Consider the following 16,817-nt stretch of genomic DNA (forward strand, 5'->3'; position numbering starts at 1 on the left):
GTCACTGAAGCTAATCAGATGGTGTTTTTCCAAGGGATGCGCATTGCTGTTCCCCGATCGATGAGAAACAGAAGTTTCCACCGCACAGTCACAGAAAGCGAACTTGGCTTTTGGGATGCCGAAGACGGTGAACTCGCTTTGTCGATCCCGCTTCCCGTGGTCGCTATCGCAAAGACAACGGCATACATCAACTCCTACAACATCAAAGGCGTGTGGATGAAGGATCCACCCAAACAATGGCGTATCAAACACGAAAAAGCCCAAAAACGATTCGCCACCATAAGCCCAGACAAACTACTCCACTAAACACGCAGGACTGTGCACACACCCATGGGACACAGTGTGCACAACCTCCTGACACCCAGTGTGCACAACCTGATGACACTCACCGTGCACGAGGTGCTGACACTTTACACCGAGTCCCCAGAACACCGGTACCAAAAACTCGCATCTGACAAGAAAGTGAACTCTTTATTACCACAAGGCAAAAACATGCCTTTAGGTCTGGGGGTTCGCCACGGTAATCGCCTACGCTATGCCATGTTCACCCATTTTTCGCCGCTATCTTTTTCCAGGAGCATCATGTTTTCTCGCAAAAAGATCATGGCCGTTACCATGGCCGCTTGTGTTACTGTCGCACCTAAGGTATGTAACTAAGGAGTGCTATGACAATCCTTTTCTATCTTCTTCTTGCAAGTACCCCTTTCGTCGGCATTGGATCATTCATGTGGGCCCGTAAGAATAAAAAGTCTGTGCGCCGATAACCCCTTCTTGGTGGCTTTTGAGGCAGACTAATCCTCAAACCTGCTGGCGGTATCTCCGCTCGCAGGTTTTTCTTACTGCTGTAGCGACTAAAAGACCTTATGGGTCGCAACGATATCTTTCCCACCAGGTCTTCGATTAACGCAACTTTCACTCCCTATCTCCCCTTGAACGGACTAAGCCGTTATCCCTTATTGCGGAAGACAAAGATGGAGGAGAAGTCCTGGTCGCCGTGACCCATGGCCTGCTGCTCCTCAAAGCGCTGAATGGCGGCGGTGACGGCAGGCAGCGGCTTGTTGGCGGTCATCTCCATGAGCTTGGCGTCCTTGCACAAGGCATCGACGGTGAAGTCGCCCGGAGTGGTGTTGCGCTCGCCGGTGATGAACGGACCTTTCATGTTCTTCATGAAGGCCAGGCCGGTGATGTCGAGCATTTCGAGGATGACTTCGGAATCGAGGCCTTCCGCCTCACCAAGGTGGAGTGCCTCGAGCAGACCCTCGGCGGTGACGGCGAGGGCTAGGTTGGCCAGGAGTTTGCCGATTGCCGCGGTGGCGGCAGACTCCACGCCGATGAGCTTGTTCTCGTCAGCCCAGGGCTCGACAATGGTCATGGCGAGCTCGCGGCGGTCGTCGTCAGGCGTGCCTACGTAGACACCGAGTTTTCCCTCACGCGCCGGGCCGAGCGAGCCGACGACGGGTGCGTGGACATAAGTGTCCACCGCAGCGGCGAACTCGCGGGCGGAATTGGGGGAGACAGTCGTGGTGTCAATCCATGTCACGCCCTCGGGGATGAGGTCCGTGTCGATGACACGTTCACGGATGTCATCCGGGCCAAAGAGCGAGGTGATGATGACCTCTGCGCCCTCCACGGCGGCGGTAGGGGAATCAGCGAGGGTAGCGCCGGCGTCGACCAGCGGCTGCGCGCGCTCGGCGGTGCGGTTCCACACAGTGAGCTCATGGTGGTCGAGGAGGTGTCGGGCGAGCTCGGTGCCCATGCGGCCAGTACCTAGGAATGCAATCTTCATGCCGCCCAGTGTGCCATCATTGTGGGCGGGCTCGCCGCGATTCATGCGAGCCCCGGATAAGTCGGAGGGCTTTAGCCGGTTGTGGCCCTCGGTGATTTTTGTCGTTGCCTGCGCCATTTCCATGGGCGGGCTGGGCTGGGCTATGAAGTCCATTCCGGTGGGTACGGCTTATGCGGTGTGGGCCGGCGTGGGTGCGGTGGTTACCGTCATCTATTCCTTTGCGGCAGGGCATGAGGCGGCAACAGTATGGAAGGTGCTGTTCCTCGCCATGATCATTGGTGGGATCGTGGGCCTGAAGGTGGTGCACTAGGAGGCGTCGTCGTTTCACACGACGAAGAAGAATCATTATATCGGTGGGTGGACGCCTGTGTACTTGCGTAGTAAGCTTCTGGATATCAAGCCGCAAGGCAAATAGGCTCTGGCCCCAGCGATGCTGGGGCCATCTTTTATTTCGCTGGGAATTGCTTTAGCGCTTCAGGCCTAGTTCTTGCTGTATGAGTTTCATAAACGCCTCTTGATAGTGGAAATATCGGCAAGAGGGGATTGAGGTGCGAAGAACTCAAAAACGCACCGCTTATCCAATATGGAGTCCCCCCGAACTTTTGGGCTTCAGAATACCTGATAAGTCGGGAGGAGAAGAGGGATCATTCGTAGCGCAGCGCCTCGATCGGATCGAGCTTCGCGGCCTTTCCAGCGGGATAGTAGCCAAAGAAAAGTCCGATGGAGAGTGAGAACAGCATCGACATGATGACCGCCCACAGTGGTGGGAGGACGAGTGCGCCAATGGCTGCGGCGCCCGCCATGCCAGCGGCGGTGCCGATGGCAATGCCGATGAGACCACCGATGAGGCAGACCACGACGGCCTCCGTGATGAACTGCATGCGGATATCGCGGCGGCGCGCGCCGAGGGCCTTGCGGATACCGATTTCGCGGGTACGTTCCGTGACCGTGATGAGCATAATGTTCATCACGCCGATGCCGCCGACGAGCAGCGAAATGCCGCCGATAGCCGCAAGCACCAAGCTCATTGTGGTGAAGATCTGGTTGAGGGAGGCTAGGTCTTCACTGAAGTCTGTCACCTCAACCTTGTAGTCAGGATTGTCGGCATAGTAGCTATCGAAGACGCGCTGCAGGTTGCTGGCCACCGTGGCTTTGTCCAGATCGGGGTTACCGCTGATGGAGACCTGGGAGAACCCCTCGCCGGCGCCGGGGTAGTCAGATAACTCAGATTCCAGTGTGTAAGGCACGAGGGCGGTCTGGCTTGGTCCTGTTCCGATGAGGGGACCAGTTTGTGGTTCCTCGTAGACGCCGATGACTGCCAAGTCCAGCGTGGTGTTCTCCCCGTCCTCGAAGGTGACGTACTGGCCCACGGCGGCCTCTGGGCTACCGAAGAGCTCAGAGGCAGTCTCTGCCGTGATCATGGTGGCGGGGCGAGAAGAGTCGATGTCATCGTTGCTCAGCGAGCGGCCCGCCACGATGGAGAATTGTGAGGCGGTGACGTAGTCAGGGTTGGTGGGGCGAAGAAGCAGATTGGAGGATTTTTCATTCTGGTCGTCGCTATCGGCCAGCATTGTCCCAGAGAAGGAGTTGTACTCGCCGATGATGATGCCGGTGATTTGATCCCCCATGGAGTCCTCGATGCTGTCGAGCATGTCCGGGGTGATGAGGGAACTCTCATCGTCGATGGGACCACCGCCCATGAAGGTGTCCTGAGCTTCTTCTTCCTCGCCCTCCTCAGGGCGTTCTGTCACCTGGACGGAAAAGTTGTTGGCGCCGACCTTGTCAAGGTCATTCTGCACAGAGGTCTGCAGTGAATGGCCCAGCGTGACGATGGCGATGACGGCGGCAATGCCGATGATGACGCCCAACAGCGTCAGCGCCGAGCGCATCTTGTTGGTGCGCAGGCTCGACAGCGCCATCTTGGTGGACTCAGCGAAATTCATGACAAGACTCCATCCACCATCGTGACCGTGCGGGAGCATTCTTCGGCCAACTCTGGGTTGTGAGTAATGAACAAGATGGTCTTTCCGTGCGTGCGGTGCAGCTCGTGGAACAGGTCCATGACCATGCGTCCGGTCTGCGAATCCAAGGCGCCAGTGGGCTCATCCGCGAGCAGGATGTCGGGTTCATTGGCCAAGGCGCGGGCTACGGCAACGCGCTGCTTTTGACCACCCGACAGCTCGTTGGGCAGATGATTCATGCGGTCCTCCATGCCGACCATCGTCAGAAGGTTTTCTGCACGCTGGGTGCGCTCGCGGGTGGACAAGCCCGCGTAGATCATGGGCATCTCCACGTTCTTGAGAGCGCTGATGCGCCCAACAAGATTGAAGTTCTGGAAAATGAAACCGATTTTTTGGCCGCGGAGTTGGGCGAGGTGGTCGTCGTCAAGCGCCAGCGCATCAACGCCAGCCAGGTGGTACTCGCCGGCAGTGGGGCGGTCGAGCAAGCCGATGATGTTCATGAGCGTGGACTTGCCGGAGCCAGACTGGCCTACCACAGCCACGAACTCGCCCTCGTCCACGGAAAAGTCCAGGCCAGGGATGACGGTCAGCTCGCTATCGAGGCCCTCGTTGAAGCGTTTGACAATGCCCCGCATCTCAATGAGGCGGCTCATGCGTTCTCATCCGCGCCGGAGACGGAGGCTGCTTGACCAACCATGTCCTTGTACATTTCGGCTTGGGTGATGACGGTATCGCCCTCCTTGACACCGGAGGCAATCGCGGCAGCAAAGGCTGACTCGGTGGCCACGGTGACCGTACGGGCGTGGATTTCTCCGTCTTCAACGACGAGCACGGACTTCTTTCCGTTGTCCTCGAAAATGGCGGACAGCGGTACGGTGATGGCGTTCTTGTTCTGTTCCGTGATGATCTTGGCCTTGGTGGTGGAGCCTAGGCGGAGGCCTTCGCGGTTGCCCTCGACGCGGATGTCCACGGGGAATTCGGGCTTGGAGGAGCCGGAACCGCCACCGGAACCCGAGCCGGATTCGGCGGACATGGGCTGCTCAGCGGTGGGGGAGATGAAGGTGACCTTGCCTTTGTATTCCTTGCCCGGGCTCGACGGTGTGGTGAACGTGACCTCGTCGCCGACCTTGATGTTGGCGATATCGCCTTCCTTGACGGTGGATTTCACCAGGAGCGTGGAATCATCAGCCACGGTGAGGATGGGGCCTTCGGCAGGCATGCCGGCTTGGCCATTGACGGCGGTGATGACGCCCGCTAGCGGGGAGCGCAGGTCTGCCTGGGACAGGGTGTACTCGAGTGGGCCGTTCTCCTTGGCGCTGTTTGCGCTTGCCGACGTCGCACTTTCCACCGCATGGTTCACCGCTTGGGACTGGGCGGAGATTTGTTGCTCGATGGCCAAGTTGCTGGCCTGGAGCGCACGTTCGGCATCAGAAACAGCCTGGTAAGAGGCGGCAGTAGCGCGCTGCTGTTCGCCGAGCTCACGGTCGATGCCGCGGAGGACGCGGTTGTAGGAGTCCTCGGTTTCCGTGAGCTGGCGTTCGGCATCCGACACCGCCTCATCGGAATCGAGGTAGCTCAGGATGGCACTGGCGGTCTGCACACCAGAGACGTCTTCGGCGGCGGTGCCGATGGAAGCAAGCGCTGCTTGGAAGGACTTGGACTCGGCGTCGCGCACTCCGTTGCGTGCTTGGTCGACGGCGGCGCGGGCTTCCGCAACCTCGGGGCGGTCTCCCTTGGTAGCGAGGGCTTCATCGAGTTTCTTCTGCGCTTCGGTGTACTCACTCTGAGCGGAGTTGACTGCAGACTGTGCGCTGTTGACCTCTGGATTAAGACCTTGGTCGAGGGATTCTTGAAGTTGGCGCAGTTGCAGCTGGGCGTCCTCAATCTGATGGACGGACTCTAGCTTTCCTGCCTCCTGTGCAGTGCGCTGGGCCTCGAGCTCGCGCTCGGTGTCGGTGGTGTCCATTCGGCCTAGAAGTTGCTGTGCATCGACGCGATCACCGACTTTTGCCTCAAGGGACTGGATAGGTCCAGTGAGTGAAGTCGTCAGGGAAAGCTCGCGTTCAGCAGCTACCGTGCCGGTTGCGGATACCGAGCTGATGAGATCCTCTTTGGCTGCCGTGGTGATGTCAGCCGAGGTTAGCTGGATATCGGAGGAACCACTGGTGAGTGCGTAGTACCCACCGCCGCCTGCGAGGAGAACAGCCGCGAGGGCGCCTGCTGTGATGCCGAGAGCTTTCTTGTTCATGAATCCCTTGCCTTGTCAGAAAAGCTGTGAATGTAAACCGGGTATAGGTTAACTCTCGTGCATGTAGGTTGTCAGTCAACTCAGGGTGAATATCGGAAGTAGATCAGGGTCTACCCCTAGAGGGCGTGAGGCCATGAGGACTGGTGACGTTTTGATCAAATAGGGACCCGAAAATGGGCGTTTTTCTGCCACTATTTGATCGAATCGTATGCGGCATCTGACTTTTAGAAGGGCACATCAATATAGATGTCTTCCGCCTTGGGCAGGGGCGGAAGCTTGGGCAGCTGGTCCAAGCCGTCCTCGACTTCTTGCGGGATGGGTATATACGTGGGCACGCGTGGGGGCTTGGGGAACTCAGGCTTAGGTTTGGGCTTGGGCTGGTGCGGCGGCTGGACTGGGTGTGGTGCCGGTGCGTGGACTGTGACAGTTTCCACCTGGATAGGCGGAGCTGGTGTTGGCGTTGGTGCTAGCGGCTGGTCTGGTACTTGCTGAGGTGCGTCTTTTTCTGGTGCGCTAGGGGCCAGGGAAGTAGTTTTGCCCAAACGGGAGACCGGCTGTGGTGCGGCGGTGGGCTGCCAGGACGATGGTGCGGTGCTGGCATCTGGTGCGTGGAGTTCCGTCGAAGTGGGGTGGAGCGGTGTTGTGGTTTCTGCCTGAGTAGCAGCACAGGATGCGAGCGGAAGGCAAGCAAGAATGAAAAGAGTGTGGCGTGGTGCCATAGGAGTTCCCCCTTGGTAACGTGGCCCGTCCCAGCGCACCCCCGCGCACGAGCACAGACCCTAAGAATGTGGTTGTGTTGCCAGCATAGCGGTCTTGCGGCAAAGCTGCAGGGCAAAGCCCGAGGGGCAGGGGGAGAGGCATAGGGAGGGACTCAAACTTTTGTATAGGGCTAAAACCGATACAATGTGGGGTATGCCTATCTCTAGCCAGCAGAATACGAACAAGTCCGCCCAGTGGTTTGACCGCGCTACGAAGGTCACCCCGGGTGGCGTGAATTCTCCGGTCCGCGCTTTCGGATCCGTCGGCGGCCAGGCCCGAGTTATCGCTCGCGGTGAAGGCTCCCGTCTGTGGGATATTGACGGCAACGAATACGTGGATCTGGTCAGCTCCTACGGTCCGATGATCCACGGCAACGCTCACCCAGCCATCGTGGACGCGGTTCAGAAGGCGGCTGCCGACGGCCTCTCCTTCGGCGCCCCCACCGAGGCCGAGACCCTCCTGGCGGAGCGCATCGTGGAGCGCACCGCTGCCGAGCAGGTGCGCTTGGTCAACTCCGGCACCGAGGCGACGATGTCCGCGGTGCGTCTGGCCCGCGGCTACACCGGCCGCGCCAAGGTGCTCAAGTTTGAGGGCTGCTACCACGGCCACGTGGACGCGCTGTTGGCGTCGGCTGGCTCCGGCGTGGCTACCTTCGCGCTGCCGGACTCCCCGGGCGTGACCGGCGCCTCCGCCGCGGACACCATCGTGGTGCCCTACAACGACCTCGATGCGGTGCGCGAGGCCTTCGCCGCGCACCCGGGCGAGATTGCCTGCATCATCGCCGAGGCCGCCGCCGGCAACATGGGCACCGTGGCCCCGCAGGAGGGCTTCAACGCGGCGCTTAAGGAGATCGCGCATGCTGACGGCGCCCTGCTCATCCTCGATGAGGTCATGACGGGCTTCCGCACCTCCCACCAGGGTTGGTTCGGCGTCGACGGCGTGGCCGGTGACCTGGTGACCTTCGGCAAGGTTGTCTCCGGCGGACTGCCCGCCGCGGCGTTCGGCGGCCGCGCCGACGTCATGGCCTCCCTCGCCCCTGCCGGCCCCGTCTACCAGGCGGGCACGCTCTCCGGAAACCCGGTGGCCATGGCCTCCGGCCTGGCGTCCCTGGAACTGGCGAACGAAGAGCTTTACCCGCGCCTGCAGGCCAACGCCGACCGCCTCACGGGGCTCATCTCCCAGGCGCTCGACGCCGCCGGCGTGGTGCACCACATCCAGCGCGCTGAGTCGATGTTCTCCATCCGCTTCGCGGAGGGCCAAGGTCACAACTTTGCGGACATGCAGGCGGCCGAAACCTGGCGTTTCGCCCCCTTCTTCCACGCGCTGCTGGAGGGCGGGGTCTACGTGCCGCCGTCAGCTTTCGAGACGTGGTTTGTGTCCGATGCACTCACGGACAATGATTTTGAGGTAATCGAGGCCGCGCTCAAGCCTGCCGCCCAGGCCGCCGCCAGCGCGCAGCGCCCGCAGTAAACCAACCACTTTGAGGGGATACCACCAGGCTTATGTCCACCACCATCGTCCACTTCGTCCGCCACGGCGAGGTTTTTAACCCGGACAAGATCCTCTACGGACGCATCCCGGGCTACCACCTGTCCTCCCGCGGACACTCCATGGCCGTGCGCACCGCCCAGGCCTTCGAAGGTCACGACGTCACGTACCTGGCGGCCTCGCCGCTGCAGCGCGCCCAGGAGACGGCGCTGCCGATTTCGCGGGTGACGGGGCTGGAGGTGGACGTCGATAAGGGCGTTATCGAGTCCGGCAACCGCTTCGAGGGCCTGCGCACCAAGGGCTGGAACTCGCAGCTGTGGAACCCGCAGCGCTGGCCGCTCATGGTCAACCCGCTGCAGCCCTCGTGGGGCGAGCCCTTCACCGAGATCGCCGCGCGCATGATGGACGCCGCCGAGCGTGCCCGCGCCAAGGCCGAGGGCCACGAGGCCATCGTGGTTTCCCACCAGCTGCCCATCGTCATGGTGCAGCGCACCGTCCTGGGCAAGCGCCTGGCGCACGCGCCGTGGGACCGCGAATGCGATCTGGCCTCGGTGACCTCCCTGGTCTACCGCGACCGCGACATCGTGGACATCTTCTATTCCTCCCCGGCGCAGGACATCTAATGGGCCGACTGACAAGCAGCGCTGCGGCGCTCGTCCTCGTGCCGGCCCTCGCGGTGGCCGGCTGCTCCCAGAGCGAGGAGAACGCCCAGAACGCGGTGTCCTCCGGAGACACGTTCCAGTTCATCTCGCCCGGCGGGCAGACCACCATCCGCTACGACGAGGCCGACCGCAAGCCGCTCAAGGATTTCTCCGGCGAGGATCTGCGGGACGAGTCGGCAACGATTCACCTCTCGGATTACAAGGACCAGATCGTCGTCCTCAACTCCTGGGGCCAGTGGTGCGCGCCGTGCCGCTCGGAATCAGACGACCTGCAGGCCGTCCACGCGGAGCTGCAGAAACGCGAGATCGGCACCGTGCTGGGCATTAACGTCCAGGACTTTAATCCGGAGATTTCCCGGGACTTCCTCACCGATAACGGCCTAGAGTACCCGTCCATCTACGACCCGCCGTTTAAGACGGCCGCAGCGCTCGGCGGCGTGCCCACCTCCGTGGTGCCCACCACCATCGTGCTGGACAAGCAGCACCGCCCGGCCGCGGTCTTCCTCACGGAGATCACGGAGCAGGACGTCCTAGACGTCGTGGACGAGCTGGAGAAGGAGCAGTGAGCCTGGCTGCGTCCCTGTCAGAGGCCATGGTCACGGGCGCCAGTGTGGGACAGAGCTTTGCCGACGCCGCCGCGGCCGGCCCGCTGCTGCTAGGAATCCTCGCCGCGGCCGCCGCCGGGCTGGTATCTTTCGCCTCGCCCTGCGTAGTGCCGCTGGTGCCCGGCTACATCTCCTACCTGGCCTCCGTGGTCGGCGGCGAGGTCACCTACGACGAGGAGCTCGGGGTCGGCGTGGGCAAGCGCCGGCAGTGGGCCGTCGTCGGTGCCGCAGCCCTCTTCGTGCTGGGCTTTACCGTCATCTTCGTGCTGGCCACAGTCTCGGTCTTCGGCGCCATCTCGGCGCTGCGGCTCAACGCGGACACCCTCATGCGCGCCGGTGGCATCATCACCATCCTCATGGGTGTGGTGTTCATGGGCGTGGTGCCGGTGCTGCAGAAGGACACGCGCATGGCGCCGAGGCGCTGGACCACCTGGCTGGGTGCGCCGCTGCTCGGCGGCGTGTTCGCCCTGGGCTGGACGCCGTGCCTGGGGCCCACGCTGGCCGCCATCTTGTCCGTCTCCGCCGGCACCGCGGGCATGACTGCGGTGCGCGGCACGCTGCTTATCGTCGGCTACTGCCTGGGGCTGGGCCTGCCCTTCCTGCTCGTGGCGCTGGGATCTGCCAAGGCCATGCGCACCGTGTCGTGGATGCGCGCGCACTCCCGCGCCATTCAGATGGCGGGCGGAATCGCCATGATCCTCGTAGGCCTTGCCCTGCTCACCGGCGCCTGGGGCGAGTTCATCACTATCGTCCGGCAGTGGACCGTCTCCCACGGCGCGACGCTGATTTAGAAGGAGAGACATTTTCGTGAGGTACATCCGCAAGGCCTGGCACTGGCTGACCAGCATGCGCACGGCCCTGGCGCTGCTGTTCTTGCTGGCCATCGCGGCCATCCCCGGCTCCCTGCTGCCGCAGCGCTCGCTCAACGAGTCCAACGTCAACGACTTCATCGAGACCAACGGCACGGTGGCGGAGATCTACGATAAGCTGCAGCTTTTCGACGTTTTCTCCTCCATCTGGTTCCAGGCCATCTACGTCCTCCTCATGGTTTCCCTGGTGGGCTGCATCATCCCGCGCTCCTGGGATCACTACAAGGCGTGGAAGACCCCGCCCACCCGCGCGCCGAAGTACTTGTCCAAGATGCCGCTCAACGCCACTGGGCATTCGGAGAAATCCCCGGAGGAGATCGCGGCCGCGACACAGAGCATGCTCAAGAAGTGGCGAGTCTCGGAGGTCTCGCCCGCCGAGGACCGCGCCGGCGCGCAGTCCTTCTCCGCGGAGCGCGGTTACGCCCGCGAGCTGTGCAACCTCATTTTCCACGTGGCACTCGTGGCCATCCTGCTCACCATGGCGGCCGGCCGCCTGGTCACCTACGAGGGCCAGGTCATCGTGGTCACGGAGAAGAACTCCCAGGGCCAGTCCCAGGAGCAGGCGCAGTCCACGGAGTTCTGCAATACCTCGACCTCGAATTACAACTCCTTCCGCGCCGGCCCGCTCTTTGACGGCACCGGCCTGCACCCCTTCTGCGTCAAGGCCCATGACTTCGCCGCGGAGTACCTTCCCAACGGCCAGGCGGAGATGTTTAGCTCCAACGTGTCCTACGCGGAGGGCGATGACATCTATAAGGATGACTCCGAGTGGAAGGACTACCAGCTCCAGGTCAACCACCCGCTGCGCCTGCAGAATAACCGCGTCTACCTGCAGGGCCACGGCTATGCGCCGACGATGACGGTGGAGTGGCCGGACGGTGAAAAGCGCACGCAGACCATCCAGTTCCAGCCCAATGACACCACCTTCTTCCTGTCCTCGGGCCTCATGCGCTTCGACCCGCCGGCGGGCATGTACCCGGACCTGTTTGAGCGCCGCCAGAACCAGCTGGCCATCCAGGGCCTCTTCGCGCCGACGGCCGAGTGGTCCGGTGAGAACGGCAAGCTGCTGCAGTCTTCGTACCCGGCGATGCTGGATCCGGCCGTGGCCATCGACATCTACCGCGGCGACGCCGGCCTGGACACCGGCACCCCGCAGTCCCTGTTTAGCCTGGATACCTCCCTGGTCCACTCCGGTCAGCTGCAGAAGATCGACCGCGTGAACCTCAACCAGGGTGAGTCGGTGACGCTGGACGACGGCACGAAGGTCACCTTCGACGGCGCCTCCGAGTTCGCCAACTACCAGGTTTCCTACGATCCCTTCCAGAAGTGGGTGCTGGTTTCCGCACTGGCCATGCTGGTCTCCCTCGTGGGCTCGCTGGTGATTAAGCGCCGCCGCGTGTGGGTGCGCCTCCGCCCGGCTGCCGGGGGCGGCACCGATATCGAGATGGGCGGCCTGGCCCGCACCGACCGCGCCGGCTGGTCCGAGGAGTTCTACGCGCTCCACCGCCAGCTCTTGGAGCTGCCGGACCCGGACGAGGTGGAGGAAGACACCCTGTACGCCGAGGATTAGCGGCGTCGGCATCGGCGCCGGATTTATCAGTCAAAAGTTGGAGAGGCTGCACATGGGGGAGTACCCTAAGGGCCACCGCAAATCCTCTCCATTCCTGCCAGATTGTGAAGGTAGAAACCTATGCAGATTGATCAGAATCTGTCCAACTTCTCGGACATCGCCGTCCAGACCGCGTTCGTCATCTACGCGCTCGCACTGGTGCTGTCCCTGATTTACTACGGCCGCATGCAAGGCCTCATCGAGGCCCTGCGTTCCCGCTCCGACGCAGTGGCGCAGCAGCGTGAGTACGCCGCCGTGGGCGCGCGCGGTGGCGACGCCGTGCTGGGCGACGTCCCCCCGGCCACCACCGCCGCCGAGGACGCCGATGTGGCGAAGAAAGAGCAGAACGTCGACAAGCTCGGCGGCATGATGCAGATGCTCATGTGGCTGGGCATCGCCCTGCACCTCGCGGCCATCGTGCTGCGCGGGCTTGCCACCGGCCGCTTCCCGTTTGGCAACCTGTACGAGTACGTGCTCATGGTGACCGCGGGCGTGATGGTGGTGGCGACCCTTGCCATGCAGCGCAAGGAATGGCGCACCCTGTGGCCGTGGCTGCTGACCCCGATCCTGGCGCTGATGTTCTACGGATCCACCAAGCTGTACGCGGAGTCCGCCCCCGTGGTGCCGGCGCTGCAGTCCCACTGGCTGCCCATCCACGTCACCGTGGTGTCGCTGGGTGCCTCCATCGGCATCGTCTCCGGCATCGCCTCGCTGCTGAGCATCCTGCGCGTGCACCAGCCGAAGGGCGTGGAGACCGGCTTCTTCGGAGCGCTGGCGCGCCCGCTGCCGTCTGCCAAGAAGCTGGACCAGCTGGCCTACCGCCTCGGCGTGGTCACGCTGCCGACCCTGGGCCTGGGCATCGTGCTCGGCGCCATCTGGGCGGAGTCCACGTGGGGCCGCTACTGGGGCTGGGACCCGAAGGAGACCGTGTCCTTTGCCACCTGGATCCTCTATGCCGCCTACCTGCATGCCCGCGCCACCCCGGCCTTCCGTAAGGCCGCGCCGTACATCAACATCGCGGCGATGGCGCTCATGGTCTTCAACCTGTTCTTCATCAACATGGTTGTCTCCGGCCTGCACTCTTATGCGGGGCTGAACTAAATGTCTGATACGCACAAGCCACGCCACAAGCTGGGCAAGCCCGCCGGTGATAACCCGCAGCTCATCGCCCTTGGCGACGGATTTGCGGAACGCCGCCGCGAGCTGGGCATCCTGCAACAGGAGCTGGCGGAGAAGGCCGGCATTTCGCGCTCTACCCTGCACACCATCGAGCACGGCGGCACCGGCGTGCGCTGGGAGAAGGTCGCCGCGGTGGCGGACGCCCTGGGCCTCGAGATGTCGTTCACGCCCCGGGATTAGCGCTCTTCGCCCGCGTCCTTGTCGTCGGTGGGGTCTGTGGGCTCTGAGCTCTCTGTGGGCTCGGTGGGCTCTGTGGGCTTGGGCGCGCGCCGGCGGCGCTCTTCCTCCCTGCGCTGTTCCTCGCGTTCCTTCGCGCGGCGCTCCTTGAAGCGCTGCTTTTCCAGGTTCCACAGGAACTCTTCGTCGTCATCGGGGCCCTTGATTTCCCGGCGCTGCGGCGTGTGGGGCTGCTGCACCTTTTTCCAGCTCGACGGCCCAAATGCCTTCCACACTAGGACTGCCGCGAGGACAAACAACAGTAGTAGTATCAATCGACCCATGCGTTGTATTCTACGGAATGCCCGCGAAGCAAAAGTGAGAATGATGAGCCAGACTAAAAACACCCCGAACGATTCCCTGACCCCCGAGCCGCCCCAGCCGGACCCGGCGCTCAAGCGCCGCTCCCGCGTGGCGCTGTGGAAGTATGGCGCGGCCCGCGTGGTGCTCTTCATCGTGCTGACCGTGGTGATTCAGCTACTGGCGATGGCCGTCGGCGTGGCCATCCCGGTGCTGGTCTCCGCGCTGCTGGCCCTGTTCGTGGCGCTGCCGCTGTCCATGCTGATCTTTTCCGCGTGGCGGGTGGAGGCCACTCAGACCCTGGCGGAGTACTCCGCGCAGCGCAAGGCCCACAAGCAGTGGGTGCAGGCGGAGCTGGCCGGACGCTAAAGCGACGAGTTAAATAAAGGCCAACGCCAGGGCGTTGATGACCGCCCACACCAGCATCGCGCGCCCAGTCATGCCGAGCACCGGGATGAGCTTGGGCCCTCGGGCACCGCGGTTGACGGTGCGGATAGCGCCCAGCGCGAGGGGGAAGTAGAGCAGGGAGGCCACCGCCGCCCAGGAATCAAAGACCAGGCCCACGGTGAGCAGCACCGGGAGCAGGAGCAGGATCATGAACAGGGTGCGCGAGGGCCTATCGCCCAGGCGCACGGCAAGGGTGATCTTGCCGGCTTCCTTGTCTGAGGGGATATCGCGGATGTTGTTGGCCAGGTTTACCGCGGAGCTCATGCCGCCGATGCCGACGGCCAGCGCCAGCCCCGTCCACGTGACGCGGCCGGCCTGCGTGTACTCGGTGCCCAGCACGGCGACGAGGCCGAAGAAGATGAAGATGGCAATTTCGCCCAGCCCGCGGTAGCCGTACGGGTTCTTGCCGCCGGTGTAAAACCAGGCGCCGGCGATGCACACGGCGCCCACGAGAATGAACCAGGCTGCGTTCGCGGCCAGTGACAGGGAGATGCCTGCGATGGCGGCCACGCCGAAGGCGGCGAAGGCCGCACACTTCACGTGCTGCGGCTTGGCCAGCCCGCCGCCGGTGAGGCGCTGGGGGCCGGTGCGGTCATCGTCGGTGCCACGGATGCCGTCGGAGTAGTCGTTGGCGTAGTTGACACCGATGATGAGCGCCCACGCCACGACAAGCGCCAAGAAGGCCCGGCCCCAGTGCAGGCCGTGCGCCGCGGCCGCGGCGCCGGTACCAGCGATGACGGGGGCGAAGGCATTGGCCCAGGTGTGCGGGCGAGCGCCCTGGAGCCAGTCGGAGGCGGTGGCGGGATACGCAGAATTCGGCATAGCTAGTATTGTGCCACGCGCTTTATAGGGCCGGATAGAATGGTGGACATGCTTCTCCACGACCTGCCCGAGCGCACCCAGGACTACCTCAAGGTCCTGTGGGATCTGTCCGAGCATCTGGGCGGGGAGGCGGTTCCGCTCAAGCAGATTGCGCAGCGAACAGGGCAGAAGGTGCCCACGGCCTCCGAGGCGATCAAGCGCCTGGCAACCCAGGGGCTGGTTAACCACGAGCGCTACGCCGGCGTGACGTTGACTGAGGAAGGCACGGCCCTGGCCATGGGCATGGTACGCCGTCACCGGCTGCTGGAGACCTTCCTGGTGCAGGAGCTGGGATATTCGTGGGATGAGGTTCACGCGGACGCGGATTTGTTGGAGCATGCGTGCTCCGATCTCTTCATCGAGCGCCTCGACGCGCACTTGGGCTCGCCTACCCGCGATCCGCACGGCGATCCCATCCCGAATGCCCAGGGTGTCATCGATGTGTTGGAGGGAGACACGCTTGATCGCGCGCCTGTCGGTGTTCCCCTGATCATCGAGCGCGTCTGCGACGAGGACCCGGAGCTTCTGCGCTATCTCGATCGGTGCGGCGTCGACGTGGGTGATGAGGTCGTCGTCACCGCACGCATCGCGGGCCTGGTGGAAGTCCGCCACGGCGCGGACGAGTTCTCGCTAGCGGAGGTCGCCGCGCGGGATGTCACCGTTCGCACAGCCCCCGGTGCCTAGCTAAATAGGCCGGCCACCGCCTGGCGGTCCACCTTGCCCGGACCGATGGTGGGAAGCGCATCCAGGCGGCGCAGATCCTTCGGTACCTGCCAGCGGGGGAGATCATCGAGCGCTTCGAGGATATCGGCACGGGAGGCCCAGCCGCTGTAGGCGGCGACAATCATCTGGCCCAGACGCGGATCCGGAATGCCCACGACGCAGGCGGCCTCCACACCGGGGACGCGCAGGATGTGCTGCTCGAGCTGCTCCGGGTGGAGCTTGAGGCCGCCGGAGTTGATGATGGCGTCGAGGCGCCCGGTGACGTTCAGCGTGTTTCCGACAAACGCCCCGGCGTCTGAGGTGGCGAACCACGAGGTACCGGAATCATCGACACTAAAGGCCGAGGAATCCACATTGCGGTAGCCCTGCGCAATCATGGGGCCGCCCAGGAGGATGCGGCCGTCCTCCCCGATACGCACGCGGGCGCCCGGAATGGGCGTGCCGCTGTAGACGCAGCCGCCGGCGGTTTCCGAGGACCCGTAGGTGGTGACCACGGTGATGCGGAGCTTCACGGCGGCGTCGAGAAGCTGCGGGTGCGTGGCGGCACCGCCGACGAGGATGGCATCGAAGGTGCGCAGGGCCTCGATGCCCTCGAGAGAGTCCATGGCCTTGGCCAACTGCATCGGGGTCAGGCCCGTATAGGAGCGGTCCCCGGTGGCGGCGAGCTTGTGGGCCGCGCGGGCGAAGGCGGGGATGGAGAAACCATCTGACAGGTCCAGGCAGAGCGGATCGACGCCCGCGACCAGGGAACGCACCAATACCTGGATACCGGCGATGTGGTGGGCCGGCATGGCGAGCAACCACTGGCCGGTACCGCCGAGCACCTGGTGGGTGGCATCCGCGCTGGCCACGAGGTTCGCCGCGGTCAGCTGTGCGCCCTTCGGCGTGCCCGTGGATCCGGAGGTGGCGACAACGAGGGCAATGGAGGAATCAATTGGCGCGCCAGACCGCATGTGGTTGCGAAGCAGCTCCGTGCGGGTACGGTCCTCCGCCGGAACGGGCAGGAAGGTGGACTGCCCGGCGATGGCCGCTTCCAAATCGGGGAGGATGGCGGCGGGGTTGCGCTTGTTGACGGCGAGAGGGGCGAGGATGTGAGTCACAGGT

Annotated in this window: 18 protein-coding genes and 1 pseudogene; 11 read left to right on the forward strand and 8 right to left on the reverse strand. The window is 63.4% G+C overall.

Annotated features, from left to right (window positions below; genetic code table 11):
- Positions 1–306: pseudogene (locus tag M5J09_RS02185) on the forward strand (transposase); the annotation flags it as partial.
- Between the two features lie 640 nt (positions 307–946).
- On the opposite strand, the gene M5J09_RS02190 reads toward M5J09_RS02185, so the two are convergent.
- Positions 947–1,786, reverse strand: coding sequence for an NAD(P)-dependent oxidoreductase (locus M5J09_RS02190; protein ID WP_257156816.1), 840 nt, complete (start codon positions 1,784–1,786; stop codon positions 947–949).
- Between M5J09_RS02190 and M5J09_RS02195 the strand changes: the two genes are divergently transcribed.
- A complete protein-coding gene (locus M5J09_RS02195; RefSeq protein ID WP_257156817.1) occupies positions 1,785–2,096 on the forward strand; it encodes a multidrug efflux SMR transporter in 312 nt (103 codons plus the stop codon). The genes M5J09_RS02190 and M5J09_RS02195 overlap by 2 nt on opposite strands.
- Positions 2,097–2,430: 334 nt before the next feature.
- On the opposite strand, the gene M5J09_RS02200 is transcribed toward M5J09_RS02195, so the two are convergent.
- The 4 genes from M5J09_RS02200 to M5J09_RS02215 all read right to left on the reverse strand — a co-directional run bounded on the left by M5J09_RS02200 (position 2,431) and on the right by M5J09_RS02215 (position 6,714).
- Entirely contained in the window at positions 2,431–3,729 is a 1,299-nt protein-coding gene (locus M5J09_RS02200; RefSeq protein ID WP_257156818.1) for an ABC transporter permease, read from the reverse strand.
- Entirely contained in the window at positions 3,726–4,400 is a 675-nt protein-coding gene (locus M5J09_RS02205) for an ABC transporter ATP-binding protein (protein WP_257156819.1), read from the reverse strand. The genes M5J09_RS02200 and M5J09_RS02205 overlap by 4 nt, the downstream gene beginning before the upstream one ends.
- Complete coding sequence (locus M5J09_RS02210; RefSeq protein ID WP_257156820.1) at positions 4,397–5,995, reverse strand: efflux RND transporter periplasmic adaptor subunit; 1,599 nt, start codon at positions 5,993–5,995, stop codon at positions 4,397–4,399. Before M5J09_RS02210 ends, M5J09_RS02205 begins: the two co-directional genes overlap by 4 nt.
- A gap of 224 nt (positions 5,996–6,219) precedes the next feature.
- On the reverse strand, positions 6,220–6,714 hold the full coding sequence (locus M5J09_RS02215; protein WP_257156821.1) for a hypothetical protein: 495 nt from the start codon (positions 6,712–6,714) through the stop codon (positions 6,220–6,222).
- A 184-nt stretch (positions 6,715–6,898) separates the two neighbouring features.
- On the opposite strand from M5J09_RS02215, the gene hemL reads away from it, so the two are divergent.
- The 7 genes from hemL to M5J09_RS02250 all read left to right on the forward strand — a co-directional run bounded on the left by hemL (position 6,899) and on the right by M5J09_RS02250 (position 13,346).
- Entirely contained in the window at positions 6,899–8,224 is a 1,326-nt protein-coding gene (gene hemL / locus M5J09_RS02220) for a glutamate-1-semialdehyde 2,1-aminomutase (protein WP_257156822.1), read from the forward strand.
- 32 nt (positions 8,225–8,256) lie between these two features.
- Positions 8,257–8,865: a histidine phosphatase family protein gene (locus tag M5J09_RS02225; RefSeq protein WP_257156823.1), complete on the forward strand. Its 609-nt coding sequence runs from the start codon at positions 8,257–8,259 to the stop codon at positions 8,863–8,865.
- Entirely contained in the window at positions 8,865–9,470 is a 606-nt protein-coding gene (locus M5J09_RS02230) for a TlpA disulfide reductase family protein (protein ID WP_257156824.1), read from the forward strand. The genes M5J09_RS02225 and M5J09_RS02230 overlap by 1 nt, the downstream gene beginning before the upstream one ends.
- A 26-nt stretch (positions 9,471–9,496) precedes the next feature.
- A complete protein-coding gene (locus tag M5J09_RS02235) occupies positions 9,497–10,300 on the forward strand; it encodes a cytochrome c biogenesis CcdA family protein (RefSeq protein WP_257156944.1) in 804 nt (267 codons plus the stop codon).
- Between the two features lie 16 nt (positions 10,301–10,316).
- Positions 10,317–11,948 carry a cytochrome c biogenesis protein ResB gene (locus tag M5J09_RS02240; RefSeq protein WP_257156825.1) on the forward strand — a complete coding sequence of 544 codons (1,632 nt, stop codon included), beginning with the start codon at positions 10,317–10,319 and terminating at the stop codon, positions 11,946–11,948.
- A gap of 120 nt (positions 11,949–12,068) precedes the next feature.
- Positions 12,069–13,088, forward strand: a complete 1,020-nt coding sequence (ccsB, locus tag M5J09_RS02245; protein ID WP_257156826.1) for a c-type cytochrome biogenesis protein CcsB — start codon at positions 12,069–12,071, stop codon at positions 13,086–13,088.
- Complete coding sequence (locus M5J09_RS02250; protein WP_257156827.1) at positions 13,089–13,346, forward strand: helix-turn-helix domain-containing protein; 258 nt, start codon at positions 13,089–13,091, stop codon at positions 13,344–13,346.
- On the opposite strand, the gene M5J09_RS02255 is transcribed toward M5J09_RS02250, so the two are convergent.
- Positions 13,343–13,666 (reverse strand): hypothetical protein, encoded by a 324-nt coding sequence (locus tag M5J09_RS02255; protein WP_257156828.1) that lies wholly within the window; start codon positions 13,664–13,666, stop codon positions 13,343–13,345. The two genes, M5J09_RS02250 and M5J09_RS02255, sit on opposite strands and share 4 nt — an antisense overlap.
- A gap of 43 nt (positions 13,667–13,709) precedes the next feature.
- Between M5J09_RS02255 and M5J09_RS02260 the strand changes: the two genes are divergently transcribed.
- Complete coding sequence (locus M5J09_RS02260) at positions 13,710–14,051, forward strand: DUF4229 domain-containing protein (protein WP_257156829.1); 342 nt, start codon at positions 13,710–13,712, stop codon at positions 14,049–14,051.
- Positions 14,052–14,060: 9 nt separating this feature from the next.
- Here the strand turns inward: M5J09_RS02260 and M5J09_RS02265 are convergent, their stop codons facing one another.
- A complete protein-coding gene (locus tag M5J09_RS02265) occupies positions 14,061–14,951 on the reverse strand; it encodes a 1,4-dihydroxy-2-naphthoate polyprenyltransferase (protein ID WP_257156830.1) in 891 nt (296 codons plus the stop codon).
- Between the two features lie 48 nt (positions 14,952–14,999).
- Here M5J09_RS02265 and M5J09_RS02270 point away from each other — a divergent pair, with 48 nt between their 5' ends.
- On the forward strand, positions 15,000–15,674 hold the full coding sequence (locus M5J09_RS02270) for a metal-dependent transcriptional regulator (RefSeq protein ID WP_257156831.1): 675 nt from the start codon (positions 15,000–15,002) through the stop codon (positions 15,672–15,674).
- On the opposite strand, the gene menE is transcribed toward M5J09_RS02270, so the two are convergent.
- The gene (gene menE, locus M5J09_RS02275; protein WP_257156832.1) at positions 15,671–16,813 is read right to left on the reverse strand and encodes an o-succinylbenzoate--CoA ligase; all 1,143 of its coding nucleotides are present in this window, start codon (positions 16,811–16,813) and stop codon (positions 15,671–15,673) included. The genes M5J09_RS02270 and menE overlap by 4 nt on opposite strands.
- Positions 16,814–16,817 lie beyond the last annotated feature (4 nt).

It is taken from the genome of Corynebacterium sp. BF-R-2 (assembly GCF_024586525.1).
GTDB classification, from domain to species: Bacteria; Actinomycetota; Actinomycetes; order Mycobacteriales; family Mycobacteriaceae; genus Corynebacterium; species Corynebacterium singulare.

Excerpts from the sequence above, each read along its gene's own strand:
- M5J09_RS02195 (WP_257156817.1), top strand. The coding sequence starts at position 1,785 with ATGCCGCCCAGTGTGCCATCATTGTGGGCGGGCTCGCCGCGATTCATG.
- M5J09_RS02190 (WP_257156816.1), bottom strand. The coding sequence starts at position 1,786 with ATGAAGATTGCATTCCTAGGTACTGGCCGCATGGGCACCGAGCTCGCC.
- M5J09_RS02200 (WP_257156818.1), bottom strand. The coding sequence starts at position 3,729 with ATGAATTTCGCTGAGTCCACCAAGATGGCGCTGTCGAGCCTGCGCACC.
- M5J09_RS02205 (WP_257156819.1), bottom strand. The coding sequence starts at position 4,400 with ATGAGCCGCCTCATTGAGATGCGGGGCATTGTCAAACGCTTCAACGAG.
- M5J09_RS02210 (WP_257156820.1), bottom strand. The coding sequence starts at position 5,995 with ATGAACAAGAAAGCTCTCGGCATCACAGCAGGCGCCCTCGCGGCTGTT.
- M5J09_RS02215 (WP_257156821.1), bottom strand. The coding sequence starts at position 6,714 with ATGGCACCACGCCACACTCTTTTCATTCTTGCTTGCCTTCCGCTCGCA.
- hemL (WP_257156822.1), top strand. The coding sequence starts at position 6,899 with ATGTGGGGTATGCCTATCTCTAGCCAGCAGAATACGAACAAGTCCGCC.
- M5J09_RS02225 (WP_257156823.1), top strand. The coding sequence starts at position 8,257 with ATGTCCACCACCATCGTCCACTTCGTCCGCCACGGCGAGGTTTTTAAC.
- M5J09_RS02230 (WP_257156824.1), top strand. The coding sequence starts at position 8,865 with ATGGGCCGACTGACAAGCAGCGCTGCGGCGCTCGTCCTCGTGCCGGCC.
- M5J09_RS02235 (WP_257156944.1), top strand. The coding sequence starts at position 9,497 with ATGGTCACGGGCGCCAGTGTGGGACAGAGCTTTGCCGACGCCGCCGCG.
- ccsB (WP_257156826.1), top strand. The coding sequence starts at position 12,069 with ATGCAGATTGATCAGAATCTGTCCAACTTCTCGGACATCGCCGTCCAG.
- M5J09_RS02250 (WP_257156827.1), top strand. The coding sequence starts at position 13,089 with ATGTCTGATACGCACAAGCCACGCCACAAGCTGGGCAAGCCCGCCGGT.
- M5J09_RS02255 (WP_257156828.1), bottom strand. The coding sequence starts at position 13,666 with ATGGGTCGATTGATACTACTACTGTTGTTTGTCCTCGCGGCAGTCCTA.
- M5J09_RS02260 (WP_257156829.1), top strand. The coding sequence starts at position 13,710 with ATGAGCCAGACTAAAAACACCCCGAACGATTCCCTGACCCCCGAGCCG.
- M5J09_RS02265 (WP_257156830.1), bottom strand. The coding sequence starts at position 14,951 with ATGCCGAATTCTGCGTATCCCGCCACCGCCTCCGACTGGCTCCAGGGC.
- M5J09_RS02270 (WP_257156831.1), top strand. The coding sequence starts at position 15,000 with ATGCTTCTCCACGACCTGCCCGAGCGCACCCAGGACTACCTCAAGGTC.